Consider the following 16,014-nt stretch of genomic DNA (forward strand, 5'->3'; position numbering starts at 1 on the left):
AAACGTATTAATTCGCATAATCTTATGAATTATTCATAATCCATGCTTATGCGATATTCTTCGTTTTCTTCCATGGATTCAGGCACTTAAAATCACGGTACCTGATCCATCCATAAGGAAAATTAATGGGAAACGATGTGCCGCTGCAGAGCCTCGTGCTGTTCGCCGCGGCGGTGCGCCACCTGAATTTCACGCAGGTGGCCGAGGAGTTCGGCGCCACGCAGCCGGCTGTCAGCCAGCGCATCGCCGCGCTGGAAAAATACCTGGGCACGCCATTGTTCAGGCGGGCGCATCGCGGCGTGGCGCTGACACCGGAGGGCGCGGCGCTGCACGAGGCGGTGCGCGATCACCTGGCCGCGGTGCAGGCGGCGGTGGAGCGTGTACGAACGCGGCGCCAGCGCGAGGTACTGACGGTGGCCACCGATTTTGCCTTTGCCAACTTCTGGCTGATGCCGCGCCTCGCCGCGTTCCAGGAAGCGAAGCCGGAGCTGGACGTGCGCATCGTCACGTCGCAGAACGGTTTCGACATCCGCGGCGAACCGGTCGACCTGGCCATTTCCTTCGGTGCCGGCCAATGGCCCGGCTGCGATGCGCAGCCGATACTGCCGGAAGTGGTGGTGCCAGTCTGCAGTCCCGGCCTGCTGGCGCGCCATGCGCCGGCCGCCGCCGGCGACGTGATGCGCATGCCGCTGCTGCACCTGGAGAACCGCGGCCCGGCGCCGTGGATGACGTGGCAGGACTGGGCGCGCGCGCACGGAGTGGACGAGGAAAGCCCGAGCCAGAGCCTGACGCTGGGGAATTATCCGCTGGTGATCCAGGCTGCGGTGGCCGGGCGCGGCGTGGCGCTGGGCTGGCGCCCGCTGGTCGACGACCTGCTGCGCGGCGGCCAGCTCGCCAGCCTGCCGGTGCCCGAACTGGCGACGCCACGCGGCTACTGCCTGGTGCGCCCGCATGGCCGGGAATCGGGGCCGGCCCTGGACAGCCTGCGCGCATGGATCGCCAGCCAGTGCGCGGTATAGCGCATTGCGGCCACGGAAAGCGGGCGGCTTGCCCGCGCGGCGATGATCCGTTCGCGCTGCCGGCCATGACTGCCGCCGGCATCCGCCTCAGGTAGCCAGTCCGCGCAGCACCAGTCCCGTTATATACGCGCAGTAGGTGCCGAGCGCGTAGCCGAGTACCGCCAGCAGTACGCCGACCGGGGCCAGCGACGGGTGGAAGACGCTGGCCACGACCGGCGCGGATGCGGCACCGCCGACATTGGCCTGCGAGCCCACCGCCATGAAGAACAGCGGAGCGCGGATCAGCTTTGCCACCAGCAGCAGCAGGCCGCCATGCACGCAGATCCAGATCGCGCCGAGCAGGAACAGCCATGGCCTGTCGACCAGGGCGGACAGGTCCATCTGCATGCCGATCGTCGCCACCAGGAAGTACACCATGGCCGACCCGATCGTGGAGGCGCCGGCGCCTTCGAGGCTGCGCGCCCTGGTAAAACTGAGCAGCAGGCCGAGCGTCGTGGCGAAGACGACCATCCAGAAGAAGGCCGAGGTGAGGCTGTAGTCCTTCAGGTTCCACTCCGCCGGCAGGCTGCCGATCCATTGCAGCGTCGGGCCGGTCAGCGCGTGCGACAGGCCGGAAACGCCCAGGCCGACGGCCAGGACGATCATCACGTCCGACAGTGTCGGAATACGCGCATGCGTGGCCTGGTAGCGTTCGATGCGTGCCTTGACGGCGTTGATCGCCGAGACATCGGCGCCGGTCCAGCGGTCGAATGCATCGGCACGGCCGGCCAGGAACAGCAGCACGGCTGTCCAGATATTGGCGACCAGCACGTCGACGGCAACGAACTGGCCGAACACGTTGGCATCGACCTCGAACACCTCCTTCATCGCCGCCTGGTTGGCGCCGCCGCCGATCCAGGCCCCGGTGATCGTGGTCAGGCCGCGCCAGGTCTCGCCGGCCACCGTTTCAGGATGGATCAGGCGCATCGCCTCGAACGACACGATCGCGCCCAGCATGATGCCGGCGGTGCCCGTCAGGAACATGATCAGCGCCTTGGGCCCCAGCCGCACGATGGCGCCGAAATCGGTGGCAATGCACAGCAGCACCAGCGCGCCGGGCAGCAGGTAGTCGCGCGCCATCGGATACAGCTTCGAATGGCTGCCGTCGATGATGCCGAGCGTATTGAGGATGGCCGGGATCAGGTAGCACAGCAACAGCGCGGGAACATAGGTGTAGATCTTTTTCCAGATGCCGTCGGGCCGCGACGATGTCCAGAAGACGAGGCCGAGGATGGTGGCGAGAATGCCGAGCACGACGGCATCGTTGGTAACGAGGGGAAGGCTGGTCTGCATAAAATGGTCATCAGGTTGTCGTGGCTTCGGCGGCGGCGCCCGGGTAGGACGCCGGCAAAGGCGCTGCTTGCGGACTGTGTCCGCGAGCAGCGGCATTCTACAGGCGCCGCGACGCGGTATACTCGGCGCGCCTACTGCTTCCACACCACCATGTCACCACCCAGCGATAAAGCCGGCCCCGGCGCCGTATTCGATGCCATCCACGACATCATGCACCTGTACCGCGCGCAGCAATACCGTGCGCTGCGCGACGGGCCGCACGACATCACGCACATGGAGGCAAAGGTGCTTGGCTATTTTGCCCGGCACCCGGGGGCCACGCAGAGCGACCTGACGGCGTTCTCCGGGCGCGACAAGGCGCAGCTGGCGCGCCTGGTGCGCGGCCTGCGCGACAGGGGCTTGCTGGATGCCACCGTGGATGAAGCGGACCGCCGCAGTACGCGCCTGCATGTCACGGAACAGGGCAGGTCGATCGCCCGCAATGTGCAGAAGAGCGGCGAGCAGCTGGCGCAGGTGGCGGCCGCCGGCCTCGATGAAGCGGAGCGCCGGGAGTTGCTGGCGCTGCTCGAGAAGGTGCGCGCCAGCTTCGACGCGCAAGACTGAACTGCCTGGCAAAACCTCGTCAGCGCAGGACCAGGGCCAGCGTGGCGGTCGCGCAGGCCAGGATCGCGGCGCCGGCCGCCGTGTGCCGCGCATGGCGTGCGGCGTAGGTCATCACCGCCACCGAACCCCATGCGGCCACCGACAGCACGCCGCACCACAGCACGATCGCCTGGCCCGCGTTGTCCACCTCGTGCACCGCCAGGCAGCACCACAAGGAAACGACCAGCGCGGCGCTGCCGCCCAGCTGCAGCACGCGGCGCAGCGCCGGCGCCGGCATCGTGCCGCGGCCGTGGATGGCTTCCCAGTGCCGGTCCATCGCCAGGCCGAGCCCGCCGAAGCCCGCCGCGGCGGCGCCCAGTGCGGCAATGGTGAAGAAGATGGCGGCGCTCATGCGTTGCTCCCGGCGAGTTCAGGTTCGGATGTCGGAGCGGCCCTGGCGGCTTTCGGCGCCTTGGCCTTGCCCAGGTAATGGCTGCTGTACAGCAGGAAGGCGCCCAGCAGCAGCGCCACCAGGTCGAAGCCCGCCACTGCCCAGATGCCCTGGGCGATGCTGGCGCCCAGGTGCGCGCCGCCGGTCAGGCCGTTCAGCAGTGGCAGCAGGCCGAACGCCAGACCGCCGAGCGCCAGCTGGATGCGCCACATCGGGCGGCCCGGCTTGACCAGCGCGGCGACGGCGGCGATGCCCCAGGCCGTGAAGAACCAGCGGATTTCCGCTTCCGGGCGCTGGGCAATGCCCGTTTCGATCAGCCGGTTGGCCCAGAAGTACACCGCCATCGCCAGCGGCAGGCCGGCCACCGCGCCGATGTTCAGGCCATCCACGAGGCGCAGGCTGAAGCCGACTTTGCCGGCGTGGGCCTTCAGGTGCTTCGGGCGTTCCTTCACGGCCCACAGCAGCAGGCCGGTGGCCACCATCAGGCAGCCGGCCAGGCCGCAGGTGAAGAACAGCCAGCGCGTGAACGGATCGCCGAAGCGGGCCACGTGCAGGCCGTACATCACGCCACGGGTATCCTTGGCGGCGCCGCTGTGCTCCGCCGGGGCCGAGACCACGCGGCCCGTCACGCCGTCGAACACGATGGTCGGCACGTCGTAGCTGATGGCGTGGCCGGTCTGCTGCGTGATCGAGACGGTGGCGCTGGCGTCGTTCGGGAAGGCCACGGTCACGCGGCCGACCGGTGCACCGTTCCACGCGCGGGTGGCCTGCTCGACCATCGGCGCCAGCGGTGCCAGCGGCGCGGGTTGGCGTGCCGCCCTGGCGTCGGCGGGCGGGCTGTTGAACAGCTCGGAGAAAAAGGTCTCCTGCCTGTCCTGGTAGACCGCCTGTATGCCCTGCGGGAAGTACATGAACATCAGCGTCAGCAGGCCGGTGTACGTGATCATCAGGTGATAGGGCAGCGCCAGCACGGCGGACACGTTATGGAAGTCCAGCCACGAGCGCTGGCCCTTCTTCGGCCGGAACGTGAAGAAATCCTTGAAGATGCGCTTGTGCGTGACGATGCCGGACAGGATCGCCACCAGCATGAACATGGCGCAGAAGCCGACGATCCAGCGGCCCCAGATCGCCGGCATGTAATGCAGGTCGAAGTGCAGCCGGTACAGGAATTCCCCGCCGCGCGTTTCGCGCGGTGCCGACAGTTCGGCACCCGTGGCCGGGTCCAGCGTCAGGGTCTTCAGGTTGCGCCGGCGGCCGCCGCCTTCGCCCGGCGGCGGCTTGGCGTTGTAGCTGACGCGCAGGCCGGGCTCGCGCTCGGTCGGCAGCGTGATGAACCAGCGCTGCGACTTCGGCGCCTTGTCCTGCAGCGTATCGACGGCGTTGGCCACCGCCAGCGCCTGCGGCACCGCGGCATGCGCCACGCCGTGCAGCTCGGGTTTCATCCACAGCGTGATCTCGTCGCGGAAGTAGCTGGCCGTGCCGGCCGCGAACACCATGAACAGCACCCAGCCGACTAGCAGGCCGGACCAGGTGTGCAGCCATGCCATCGACTGGCGGATACCGTCTTTCATGCGGCCCCCTTCGACAGCAGCAGGATGGCGGCAGGTACCGCGCCGGCGACCAGCAGGCCGCCGACGGCGCGCCGCGCGGAGCGGGCGCCGAAGCACCACATCGCCGCGCACGGGTAGATCGCCAGCGCGGCCATCGTTGCCGTCAGCGCCGCTTCCACGCGCACGGTGGGCATGGTCAGCGCCAGCGCCGCCGCCCACGCGGCCGACAGCGCATAACCTCCGAGGATCGCAGCCAGCGCACGCACGCCCACGCCGACGCGGTAGCGCCATCCTGGGCCGGTTTTCCTGGGTTTGGCGGCAGGTTGCGCCGTCGTCGATTGTGCTTGCATGGCTGGCTTGTCAGGTGGCGCGCGGCGTCGGGTGACGACGAACATGCGGATCGTTTCGGGGTGGGGCTGTAAATACAAATGAGAACTATTCTCAATTATGGCAAAATCAGGAACGATATGCAAGACTGAAAACAGCGCGCCGCAATTCGGCGAAGTTAGTTGACATCATCAACCAATGGCGCGCAGAATAGGGGACTTTATCAACTAATTGGAGTGGCCGATGGAAGCAGGCAGGGAAACCGCGAGCCGGGTGCAGCGCGTGCGCCACGAACTGAAACGGCGCGATGTCGAGGTGGTGAAAGTGGCGCCGCTGGGCGCGCACTTCGTGGCGGTGACGTTCCACGGCGAGGACCTGGCGGACTTCGTGTCCGCATCGTTCGACGATCACGTGAAATTCATCTTCGACGACGCGTCCGGCGAGCAGGTACGCCGCGATTACACGCCGCGCCGCTACGACCCCACGGCACGCGAACTGACGATCGAGTTCGCGCTGCACGGCGACGGCAAGGCATCGGCATGGGCACGGCAGGCCGCCGCCGGCCAGCGCGTGACCATCGGCGGACCGCGCGGCTCCATGATCGTTCCGGCCGACTACGGCTGGCACCTGCTGGCCGGTGACGCCACCGCGCTGCCGGCGATCCGGCGCCGCCTGGAAGAGCTGCCGGCCGGCGTGCGCGCGACCGTCGTCATCGCCTGCGACGATGCCGTGACGCTCGCCAGTGCGGCCCGGCTCGACGTGCGGCAGGTCGCCGACGGCGCCGCGCTGGTGGACGCGATCCGCGCGATGCCGTTACCCGGCGAGGATGCGTTCGTGTGGTTTGGCGGCGAGGCGTCGGTCGCCGCGCAGGTGCGCGACGTGGTGCATGGCGAGAAAGGCTTCCCGCGCAGTGCCAGCCGGATCTCGGCGTACTGGAAGCAGGGGGCTTCCGATCATCACGAGGATCTCTGATCCTTCAGCTGCGGGACTCCGCCAGCGGCGCGTGGCGGCCGAAGCGTGGCCCGGCCAGCACGCGCATCGCCACGTCGCGCGGCACGCCGCACGTCAGCATGAATTCCAGTGCGGGCGTGACACCATCGGCCAGCGATACCTTCACGCCCGTATCGACGCATTGCGCCGTGCGCCAGTCGGCACGGGCCTCGTCGTAGACTGTGTCGTCCATGGCTGCCTCCGTTCTTTCCGGTTGCATCCATCATATCAATTCCACGGGTTGAAGCGAGTACTTCAGAAATTACTTTAACTTTTGGGAGATGGTTGAGTCGCGCATGGACAACTCGGTCCGTGAAGCCGGTGACCACAAAACCGCAGGAAATGTTTCAAAAAAACCGGTGACAGACACCGGTTTTTTTGCAACAGATGTTCCTGAATAATAGGTGCCTGGAAGGAGAGATACCCTGCAGGCCATCTCCGCTGCGCGGGCGCGAAGCATGCTTCACGAAACCCCCGCTACGCCACCGGTTTTATCAGAACGAGTGCTTGATGCCGGTGATGATGCCGGTCTGCCCCATGCCGGCGCCGACGGAGCCGCCGGCGGAAAGGGCGACGGCGGCGGTGCCGTCGTTGTCCAGCCGGCCGCCGGCGATGTAGACGGCGGTGCGTGTCGACAGCAGGTACGTGGCGCGGACCAGTGCCTGCTTCGTGTCGTTGCCGGTGGCGCGGTAATCGAGCTTGCCCACCTGGCCGTCGACCGTCAGCAGCGGCGTCACGCTGTAGGCGGCGCCCAGGTAGTAGAGACGGCTCTTCGGCTGCGTGGCCGAGCCTTCGTTGTCGCGCACCAGCACGCCGCCGCCCACTTTCCAGTCGGCGCCTTTCACCAGGCCGGCCATGTGCACGCGGCTGTCGGTCTTGCCGCTCGTGTTCAGGCCATTGGCCGCCGTGGGGCTGCCGTGGATCCGGTCATAGGCGGCGACCACCGCCCAGGTGGGGCGGTCGTAGCGCAGCAGCGCCGACCATTCGCGGCAGGCTTGCGCGTCGGTGGCCGATTCGCCGGCGCAGCTGGTGCCCGAGGCGCCGCCGGCGGACGACGTGTCGCGCCCCAGGCTGTACGTGGCGCCCAGCGTGACGCCGTTGAACGTGCCCTTGTAGGCGATGGAATTGTCGCTGCGGCCGTTCGGCACCGCCGGATCGAGCGCGCCGAGGCCGTACTGCGACGGCCCGAACACGTCGACGTCGAACGACGACACATACAGCATGTTGTAGTTGCGGCCGATCGTCACCTGGCCCCAGCTGCCGGCCAGCCCGACCCAGGCCTGCCGGCCGAACAGCCGGCCGCCCTGGTTGAGGGTGCCGGCATCGGGCGCGAAGCCGTTCTCCAGCGTGAAGATGGCTTTCAGGCCGCCGCCCAGGTCTTCCGAGCCCTTGAAACCGATACGCGACGGGAACATGCCGCCGCCCAGGCTGGGGCTGCGCGTGACGCCGTTGCCGGCCGCGTCCGCGTTGGTGTAGTGCTCGACGGCGGCATCGACGATGCCGTAGACCGATACGGAACTCTGCGCCTGCGCCGGCAACGCGGCGGCCATCGTGCAAGCCGCGACGGCGGTGGCGATCAGGGTTTTTTTCATGCTGTCTCCTCGAATGAATCGGATGGTTGCTTATGCAGGGATGTGCGGTACCGCGCCCCGGCCGAAGGGGCGGCGCCGCGAAAGTCAGGGGAGCGGGCCGGGAGCCCGCGGTTGAAGAATCAGGACTTCGGCTGGTTCCAGTCGGCGTCCTTGGCGGCGCCGCCCACCGAGTACAGTGCCCTGGTATTGCGCGTTTTCTGGAATTGCTCCAGCGTTTCGCCGCGCATCGCCGCGTAGATGTGCAGGTTCGACACGCCTACCGCCGCGCCCAGCTTTTCAAGCAGGAAGAAGATCACGCCGTAGCGGATCATGCCCTGCCAGTCGCGCTGCGAGATCAGCCGGCGTTCGTCTTCCATCAGGCCGGCCTCGTCGTACGTCGCTTCCGGCGCTTCCTTGAAGCGGGCGCGGAATTCCGGCTTGATCAGCTGGTGCAGGTACTTGTTGATGCGGTAGGCGCGCGAACTGGTCTCCAGCGTGAACGGATAGGTGCCTTCCAGCTCTTCCGCGCCTTTCGTCTGGTGCGCGATATGCTCGCGGTGCCGTTCGATGGCCCGCCGGTGCAGCGCCGGGTCGACGGCCACGGCGTTCTCGTAGATCGACACGGCGATGCCGGTCATCGACGGCAGGTAGTACTCGCGGTGCAGGCAATTGACCTTGCCGGCCATCGCGCCGCGCATGATCATCCACATCACCACTTCGGCGCTTTCCCAGCCGCCAAGGCGGGCGAAGTCGGCGTGCGTCAGGTCCAGCAGCGCTTCCGGATCGGCTTCGAACATGTCCAGGAAGCGGCTGTCCCACTCGGTGTTGTTGAAGCCGGCGCGTTCGCCGTGCACCTGGTGCGACAGGCCGCCGGTGGCGACGATGGCCACATCCAGGTCTTCCGGGAAGCTTTCGATGGCACGGCGCAGCGCCTGGCCCAGTTTGTAGCAGCGGCGGCCGGACGGCACCGGGAACTGCAGCACGCCCACTTGCAGCGGCACGATGCTGCCCGGCCATGCATGGGTGCCTTCCTTGCCGTCGTGCGGCCACATGATCGACAGCGGCGAGAAGCAGCCGTGATCGAGCGGCTTGTCCTGGAAGAACGACATGTCGAATTCGTCGGCCATCAGCGATTGGCCGATGTGCTGCGCCAGGCCGGCGTGGCCGGCGATCGCCGGCAGGTCGCGCGCGCCGCCGCCTTCGTCCGCCGGCTTGTACTCGTTGCCGATACCCAGTGCGAACGCCGAATAGTGGTCGAAGAAGAACGACGTCACGTGATCGTTGAAGATCATCAGCAGCACGTCGGGTTTCTTCTCCGCCAGCCATTGCTGCACCGGCTCGTAGGCCTTGAAGATGGGAGCCCAGACGGCGTCGTGCTGCTTGTTCGCGTCCAGTGCGAAGCCGATCGTGGGGGTATGGGAAGACGCGATCGCGCCGATGATGTTAGCCATGGTTAGTGTTCCAGTACAGTGGTTCAGGCCAGGAGGGTCAGGACAAAACGGTCAGGCAAGCGCCTGGCGCTTCCTGCCCAGCGTGGCCGCAATGATCGCGATGGCGGCAAGGGTTGCCGGAATCGCCAGGATCGAGATGACGGACGAAAAGCCCCAGCCCATCGTCAGCAGCATGCCGCCGAGGAAGGAGCCGGAAATGCTGCCGAAGCGGCCGATGCCCAGCATCCAGCTGACGCCGGTGGCGCGCACAGCCGTTGGGTAGCAGGACGGTGCGAACGCATTCATGCCGGTCTGGGCGCCGCTCATGCAGAAGCCGGCCAGCAGCACGAACACGGCGAACAGCGACGATTCCACGCTCGACGATGCCAGCATCAGGATGAAGGCGGCGCCGCCGATATAGGCGGTGGCGATCACCTTGTTCGGCACCCAGCGGTCCATGAAGTAGCCGACGAACAGCGCACCCACGGTGCCGCCCAGCTGGAATAGCGCGGTGATGTTGGCGGCGCGCTCGATCGGCAGGCCGGCATCCTTGATCAGGGTCGGCAGCCAGCCGCTCAGCAGGTAGATCACCAGCAGGCCCATGAAGTAAGTGGCCCACAGCGACAGCGTGGTTTTCCTGAATTGCGGCGACAGCAGCGCTTTCGCCGGCGCACCGGATTTCACGGTCTGCTCGCTGTTCGTGTAGGCGTCCGCCTGCGGGATGTCGCCGCCGCAGACGCGGCGCAGCGTGCGCGAGATACGTTCGGCCGGGAACTTCCTGGTCACGAGGAACTGCGTCGATTCCGGCACCAGCCACAGGTAGAACGGCAGGCAGGCCAGCGGAATCGCGCCGCCCACCATCAATACGGTACGCCAGCCGTAGTCGGGCAGGATCGCGGCGGCGCCGAAGCCCACCAGCGCGGAACCCAGGTTGAAGCCGGTGAACATCACCGCCAGCAGCGTGCTGCGCGATTTCTCGGGCAGGTATTCGGACAGCAGCGTGGTTGTCGTCGGCATCGCCGCCCCCAGGCCCAGGCCGGTAAGGAAACGCAGGACCGATAAGGTAATCACATCGGTGGCGAAGCCGCACAGCAGGCTGAACAGGCCGAAGCAGAAAATCGCCGACATCAGCAGTTTCTTGCGGCCGTAGCGGTCCGACAGCGGGCCGACCAGCAGCGCGCCGATGGCCAGGCCGATCGGCGCGGCGCTCATCACCACGCCGAAGGCCGCTTTCGAGATGCCCCATTCCCTGGTGATGGCGGGCGCCAGGAAGCCCATGATGGCCACGTCCATGCCGTCGGTTGCCACGATGAGGAAGCACAGCACCAGCAGCAGCCACTGGTAGCCGCTCATGGGGCGGCCGTTGATGGTTGCCCGAACGTCGAGCGATTGTACGGTATTCATTAAGTCTCCAATTGGTAAACACCTGTTCTGGTCGGGCAGCGCGTGTGGCGGCGCGGACCTGCCCGGTAATGCCATCCGTGAATACCAGGCATCACCGCAGGACAAGTGTACGTTTTGGCGTTGGCGGAAGTATTGCCATTACCTGCCGCAGCGTTGCAATCTGCTTATCGGCTACGGAAGGAGGTAAAGAAATGTAAAGCGCCTGTCCGGTCTCGGAACATTGCAAAAAAACCGGTGACAGACACCGGTTTCGAAGAAACATTGCAAAAAAACCGGTGACAGACACCGGTCTTGAAGAAATGTTTCCGGAAACGGGAGCCTGTTACCGGTTTCGTCAGCGCCAGCGCGCGGCGCAGGTGTCGATCTCGCCCAGCAGCGCGTTGGCGCCGGGCGACAAGTGGGCGCCGCGCCGGGTGATCAGGCCGATGCGGCGCTCCAGGCCGGCCATGTCGTAGGGCAGTACCGCCAGCTGGTCGGTGGCGATCTCATGATGCAGCTGGTGCGCCGAGAGTACCGTCAGCATGTCGCTTTCCACCAGCAGGCCGCGCAGCAGCGCCAGGTCGCCGGTTTCGACCGCCGGCAGCGGCGGCGCCACCCCGCGGCTGCGGAAAAACGCTTCCAGCGATTCGCGCAGCGGCGTGCCGGCACGCGACAGCACCCATGGATAGCCGGCCAGGTCGGCATCGGTCACGCGGCGCCCGTTGCCCGGCGCAGCGAGCGGATGGCCACGCCGCGCCACCAGCGCCACGCGGTCTTCGATCAGTACGCGGTCTTCGAACGCGTCGCCGCCACCGGAGCGCAGCGCGCCGACGATGAAGTCGACGCGGCCCGACAGCAGCCCGGCCGTCAGTTCCTCGTACGGGCTTTCCAGCGAACGGATGCGCAGGCGCGGATGCTTCTGCAGCACGGCCGCGATCGCGCCCGGCAGCAGTTGCGAGCGCGCCAGCGGCAAGGCGCCCACGGTGACGACGCCTTCCACCACGCCGGCCAGCGCGGCAATGTCTTCCGGGATGTGCCGCAGCTCGGCCAGCACCCGTTCGAACCGCTCGACCCAGCGGCGCCCCGCATCGGTCGGCACCATGCCGTGCGCGGTGCGCAGGAACAGCGGCTGGCCGAGCATGTCCTCCAGCCGCGCGATCGCCTGGCTGACCGCCGATTGCGAAGTGCCCATCGCATGCGCCACCGTGGGCATGTGGTGGACTTCGGCCAGCAGCGCGGCGGCGTGCAGCCGGCGCTCGTTCAGCAATGCCTCGATGCCGCCGACGTTGCCGGAGAATTTCCCTCCATCGTTGCCGTCGCCCCGGGCACCCGCTTTTTCGCGTCCCTTGTCGCGCATGCGCACCGCATCGTCGCGCACGTCGCGCAATTCCGTTTCGATGCGGTCGGCGCGCAGTTTCGCCAGCTGGCCGGCCGCCGTCAGCAGCATGCCGCGGCCCTTGCGTTCGAACAGCAGCACGCCCAGGCTCGCCTCCAGCGCGGTGACGGAACGCGCCACCGCCGACGACGCGCGGAACAGCGCATCGGAAGAGCGCCGGATGCCGCCGGTGGCGGCAACGACGGAAAACGCATGCAGGTGACGCAGGCTGACGGCGGACATCGAAGCTACCGGGAAGAGGGCGATAAGAGAATTAGAACAAAACGCCGGGCACAACGCAACCACGCGGCAGGCGCCGCCACGGATACTGGGCACATGACAACCCGACAGCCTTACGCCCGACCCGCCATGGAATATGCTCCCTCCGACCTGCATGCCGTACCCTGCATGCTGATGCGCGGCGGCACGTCGCGCGGCCCGTTCTTCGTCGAAGCCGACCTGCCAAGCGATCCGGCCCGGCGCGACAAGGTGCTGCTGGCCGCACTGGGCTCGCCCGACCCGCGCCAGATCGACGGCCTGGGCGGCGCGCACCCGCTGACCAGCAAGGTCGGCATCGTGCGCCGCAGTACCACGCCGGGCGTGGACCTCGATTTCCTGTTCGCCCAGCTGCAGCCCGATGGCGACACGGTGGACGTGACGCCGAACTGCGGCAACATGCTGGCCGCCGTGCTGCCGTTCGCGCTGGAACGGGGCCTGCTGCCCATCGGGCACGGCAGCGGCAATGGCACCACCACCGCGCGTATCCTCACGCTGAACACGGGCATGCAGTGCGACGTGACCGTGCCCACGCCGGCAGGGCGCCTGCAGTACACGGGCACGGCGCGCATTGACGGCGTGCCGGGTACCGCGGCGCCCGTCAGCATCGAGTTCCTCGACACGGCCGGTTCGGTATGCCCGGCGCTGCTGCCGACCGGCCGCGCGCTCGACCTTGTCGACGTGGCCGGCCTCGGCACCGTCGAGGCAACGCTGATCGACAACGGCATGCCGATGGTGCTGGTACGCGCCGCCGATTTCGGTATCGCCGGCGATGAAAGCGCGGCGTACCTGAACGGCCATGCGGTCCTGAAGGGCAAGCTCGAAGCGCTGCGCCTCGCTTGCGGTCCGCTGATGGGCCTGGGCGACGTGAAGGCCAGGAACTACCCGAAGATGTGCCTCGTGGCGCCTCCGGCGGCGGGCGGCACGATCGCCACGCGCTGCTTCATTCCCCATGTGTGCCACGACGCGATCGGCGTGCTGGCCGCGGTGACCGTGGCCACCGCCTGCGTGCTGGACGGGTCGATCGCGCAAGGCATCGCCAGGGTGCCGGGCGGCCGCACGAAGGCCGTGTCGGTCGAACACCCGACGGGCGAATTCTCCGTCGAGCTGGACGTCGACGGCCAGCAGGTCACCCGCGCGGCACTGCTGCGCACCGCCCGCCCGATCATGCGCGGCGAAGTATTGATACCGGAATAACAACCAGGAATACCGAATGAAAAAGCCACTGATCATCGACTGCCATGGCCACTACACGACGGCGCCGAAGGCGCTGGAGAACTGGCGCAACGAGCAGGTCGCGAACCTGAACACGCCGGAACTGGGGCCGCGCGTGTCGGACCTGCGCATCTCCGACGACGAACTGCGCGAAACGATCGAAACCAACCAGCTGCGCCTGATGAAGGAGCGCGGCTCGGACCTGACGATCTTCTCGCCCCGCGCCAGCTTCATGGCGCACCACATCGGCGACTTCAACACCAGCGCCACCTGGGCGGCGATCTGCAACGAGCTGTGCGCGCGCGTGGCTCAACTCTTTCCGGATCACTTTGCGACAGCGGCGATGCTGCCGCAGTCGCCGGGCGTCGATCCGGTCACCTGCATTCCCGAGCTGGAAAAATGCGTGAAGGAATACGGCGCCGTGGGCCTGAATTTAAATCCGGATCCGTCGGGCGGGCACTGGACCGCGCCGCCGCTGTCCGACCGCCACTGGTACCCCATCTACGAGAAGATGGTGGAATACGACATTCCCGCGATGATCCACGTGTCGACCAGCTGCAACGCGTGCTTCCACACCACCGGCGCACACTACCTGAATGCCGACACCACGGCCTTCATGCAGTGCCTGACCAGCGACCTGTTCAAGGATTTCCCCACGCTGAAATTCCTCATCCCGCATGGCGGCGGCGCGGTGCCGTATCACTGGGGACGCTTCCGCGGCCTGGCGCAGGAAATGAAAAAGCCGCCGCTGGCCGAACACCTGCTGAACAACATCTTCTTCGACACCTGCGTCTATCACCAGCCGGGCATCGACCTGCTGACGAAGGTGATCCCGGTGAAGAACGTGCTGTTCGCTTCCGAGATGATCGGCGCCGTGCGCGGCATCGACCCGGAAACCGGCAACTACTACGACGACACGAAACGCTACATCCAGGCCGCCAATCTCAACGACGAGGAGCGCTTCGCGATCTTCGAAGGCAATGCCCGGCGCGTGTTCCCGCGCCTGGATGCGCAACTCACACAGAAAGGGCAGTAAATGAGCACACCGCTGATCAACCAGCTGGGCATCGTCAGGCGCAACATCGAGCGGGCCGACCCGGCCGCCGTCGCGCAACTGGCGAAGTTCGGCAGCGCCACCGTGCACGAGGCCATGGGCCGCGTGGGCCTGATGAAACCCCATATGCGGCCGGTCTGGCAGGGCGCCGAGGCGGCCGGCACCGCCGTCACCGTGCTGCTGCACCCGGGCGACAACTGGATGATGCACGTGGTGGCCGAACAGATCCAGCCGGGCGACATCGTGGTGGCGGCGATCACGGCCGACTGCACGGACGGCTATTTCGGCGACCTGCTGGCCACCAGCTTCCAGGCGCGCGGCGCGAAGGGGCTGGTTATCGACGCCGGCGTGCGCGACGTGAAGTTCCTGCGCGAGATGGGCTTCCCCGTGTGGAGCAAATCCATCAGCGCCAAGGGCTGCATCAAGTCGACGCTGGGTTCCGTCAACATCCCCGTGCTGTGCGCCGGTGCGCTGGTGAACCCGGGCGACGTGATCGTGGCCGATGAAGACGGCATCGTCGTCGTGCCGGCCGCCGATGCCGCGCGCGTGGCCGCCGTGGCGCAACAGCGCGAAGACCTGGAAGGCGAAAAGCGCGCCAGGCTGGCCAGCGGCGTACTGGGGCTGGACATGTACAACATGCGCGAGCCGCTGGCTGCCGCGGGGCTCAAGTACATCGACTGAGCCGGGCTGCCATGCGGCTGAGCCCGTGTCCCGGTGCCAGGCACGGTGACACGGACTGAGCCGGGCTGCCATGCGGCTGAGCCCGTGTCCCGGTGCCAGGCACGGTGACACGGGCTCAGCAATTCGGCATGGCGTCAGCCTGCGCCGCGCGTGGCCAGCAATTCGCCCTTGCCGACCGGGACCAGGCTGCACGTGAAGCCGTCGGCCTCGACGGTCTGTGCGAAACCGGCAATCTGGTCGGCGTGCGATACCGCGTTGTCGACCACCAGCAGGCCACGCGGGCGCAGCACGCGCCGGATTTCCGGCCACCAGCCCAGGTATTGGGTCCGATCCGAATCCAGGAATACCATGTCGTAGGCCGCATCGCCGGCCACCCGCAGCACCTCGCCCGCATCGGCATTCAGGCTGTCGATCCGGTCGCCCAGGCCGGCACGGGCAAAGTTCTCCAGCGCCATGCGGTACTTGGTATCGTGGAGTTCGACCGTCGTCACCTTGCCGCCGTCGGCCGCCGCCGCATCGGCCAGCCACAGCGTCGAGTAGCCGTTCGACGTGCCGATCTCCAGGATGTCGCGGGCCCGCGTGGCGCGCACCAGCAAGGCGAGGAACTCACCGGTATCGCGCGTGATGTTCAGCATGCGCTGCGCGCTGGCCGGATCGCCGCGGCCGATGCCGCCGTCGTTGGCTTCACCGAATCGTTCGAGTTCTTCCAGCAGCAGGTTCAGGTCGGCATTCATGTGGGCTCCTCGGCTATGGAGGGGTCATGCTGCCAGAACTCGGG

The 16,014-nt window shown here is 67.1% G+C and carries 16 protein-coding genes; 6 read left to right on the top strand and 10 right to left on the bottom strand.

The window, feature by feature from the left end; genetic code table 11:
* The first annotated feature begins 125 nt into the window (after positions 1-125).
* Entirely contained in the window at positions 126-1,019 is an 894-nt protein-coding gene (locus tag FHS02_RS18745; RefSeq protein WP_137315862.1) for a choline sulfate utilization transcriptional regulator, read from the top strand.
* Between the two features lie 87 nt (positions 1,020-1,106).
* On the opposite strand, the gene FHS02_RS18750 is transcribed toward FHS02_RS18745, so the two are convergent.
* Positions 1,107-2,351, bottom strand: coding sequence for a DUF819 family protein (locus FHS02_RS18750; RefSeq protein ID WP_137315863.1), 1,245 nt, complete (start codon positions 2,349-2,351; stop codon positions 1,107-1,109).
* Positions 2,352-2,501: 150 nt separating this feature from the next.
* Here FHS02_RS18750 and FHS02_RS18755 point away from each other — a divergent pair, with 150 nt between their 5' ends.
* The gene (locus tag FHS02_RS18755; protein WP_229422320.1) at positions 2,502-2,954 is read left to right on the top strand and encodes a MarR family winged helix-turn-helix transcriptional regulator; all 453 of its coding nucleotides are present in this window, start codon (positions 2,502-2,504) and stop codon (positions 2,952-2,954) included.
* Between the two features lie 19 nt (positions 2,955-2,973).
* Here FHS02_RS18755 and FHS02_RS18760 read toward each other — a convergent pair whose 3' ends face one another.
* Genes FHS02_RS18760 through FHS02_RS18770 form a run of 3 tightly spaced genes read right to left on the bottom strand, consistent with a single transcriptional unit; the run spans position 2,974 to position 5,284 of the window.
* The gene (locus FHS02_RS18760) at positions 2,974-3,345 is read right to left on the bottom strand and encodes a DUF3325 domain-containing protein (RefSeq protein WP_137315864.1); all 372 of its coding nucleotides are present in this window, start codon (positions 3,343-3,345) and stop codon (positions 2,974-2,976) included.
* Positions 3,342-4,955 (bottom strand): PepSY-associated TM helix domain-containing protein, encoded by a 1,614-nt coding sequence (locus FHS02_RS18765; protein ID WP_137315865.1) that lies wholly within the window; start codon positions 4,953-4,955, stop codon positions 3,342-3,344. The genes FHS02_RS18760 and FHS02_RS18765 overlap by 4 nt, the downstream gene beginning before the upstream one ends.
* The gene (locus FHS02_RS18770; protein ID WP_137315866.1) at positions 4,952-5,284 is read right to left on the bottom strand and encodes an iron transporter; all 333 of its coding nucleotides are present in this window, start codon (positions 5,282-5,284) and stop codon (positions 4,952-4,954) included. Before FHS02_RS18770 ends, FHS02_RS18765 begins: the two co-directional genes overlap by 4 nt.
* Positions 5,285-5,504: 220 nt before the next feature.
* Between FHS02_RS18770 and FHS02_RS18775 the strand changes: the two genes are divergently transcribed.
* Positions 5,505-6,233 carry a siderophore-interacting protein gene (locus tag FHS02_RS18775; protein WP_137315867.1) on the top strand — a complete coding sequence of 243 codons (729 nt, stop codon included), beginning with the start codon at positions 5,505-5,507 and terminating at the stop codon, positions 6,231-6,233.
* Between the two features lie 4 nt (positions 6,234-6,237).
* On the opposite strand, the gene FHS02_RS18780 is transcribed toward FHS02_RS18775, so the two are convergent.
* The 5 genes from FHS02_RS18780 to FHS02_RS18800 all read right to left on the bottom strand — a co-directional run bounded on the left by FHS02_RS18780 (position 6,238) and on the right by FHS02_RS18800 (position 12,253).
* Positions 6,238-6,444 (bottom strand): hypothetical protein, encoded by a 207-nt coding sequence (locus tag FHS02_RS18780; protein WP_137315868.1) that lies wholly within the window; start codon positions 6,442-6,444, stop codon positions 6,238-6,240.
* A 301-nt stretch (positions 6,445-6,745) separates the two neighbouring features.
* Complete coding sequence (locus FHS02_RS18785; protein ID WP_137315869.1) at positions 6,746-7,843, bottom strand: porin; 1,098 nt, start codon at positions 7,841-7,843, stop codon at positions 6,746-6,748.
* A 119-nt stretch (positions 7,844-7,962) separates the two neighbouring features.
* Positions 7,963-9,273, bottom strand: coding sequence for a gallate dioxygenase (locus FHS02_RS18790; protein WP_137315870.1), 1,311 nt, complete (start codon positions 9,271-9,273; stop codon positions 7,963-7,965).
* A 51-nt stretch (positions 9,274-9,324) separates the two neighbouring features.
* The gene (locus FHS02_RS18795) at positions 9,325-10,656 is read right to left on the bottom strand and encodes an MFS transporter (protein ID WP_137315871.1); all 1,332 of its coding nucleotides are present in this window, start codon (positions 10,654-10,656) and stop codon (positions 9,325-9,327) included.
* 334 nt (positions 10,657-10,990) lie between these two features.
* Complete coding sequence (locus tag FHS02_RS18800) at positions 10,991-12,253, bottom strand: LysR family transcriptional regulator (protein WP_137315872.1); 1,263 nt, start codon at positions 12,251-12,253, stop codon at positions 10,991-10,993.
* A gap of 126 nt (positions 12,254-12,379) precedes the next feature.
* Between FHS02_RS18800 and FHS02_RS18805 the strand changes: the two genes are divergently transcribed.
* From FHS02_RS18805 to ligK, 3 genes are read left to right on the top strand one after another with little or no spacing between them, the layout of a single operon-like run.
* Entirely contained in the window at positions 12,380-13,483 is a 1,104-nt protein-coding gene (locus FHS02_RS18805; RefSeq protein ID WP_137315873.1) for a 4-oxalomesaconate tautomerase, read from the top strand.
* 28 nt (positions 13,484-13,511) lie between these two features.
* The gene (locus FHS02_RS18810; RefSeq protein WP_137317634.1) at positions 13,512-14,537 is read left to right on the top strand and encodes an amidohydrolase family protein; all 1,026 of its coding nucleotides are present in this window, start codon (positions 13,512-13,514) and stop codon (positions 14,535-14,537) included.
* A 15-nt stretch (positions 14,538-14,552) separates the two neighbouring features.
* On the top strand, positions 14,553-15,236 hold the full coding sequence (gene ligK / locus FHS02_RS18815; RefSeq protein WP_137317635.1) for a 4-carboxy-4-hydroxy-2-oxoadipate aldolase/oxaloacetate decarboxylase: 684 nt from the start codon (positions 14,553-14,555) through the stop codon (positions 15,234-15,236).
* Positions 15,237-15,370: 134 nt separating this feature from the next.
* On the opposite strand, the gene FHS02_RS18820 is transcribed toward ligK, so the two are convergent.
* Positions 15,371-15,970: an O-methyltransferase gene (locus tag FHS02_RS18820; protein ID WP_137315874.1), complete on the bottom strand. Its 600-nt coding sequence runs from the start codon at positions 15,968-15,970 to the stop codon at positions 15,371-15,373.
* Positions 15,971-16,014 lie beyond the last annotated feature (44 nt).

Source organism: Pseudoduganella umbonata, from assembly GCF_014192225.1.
Classification (GTDB): domain Bacteria; phylum Pseudomonadota; class Gammaproteobacteria; order Burkholderiales; family Burkholderiaceae_D; genus Rugamonas; species Rugamonas umbonata.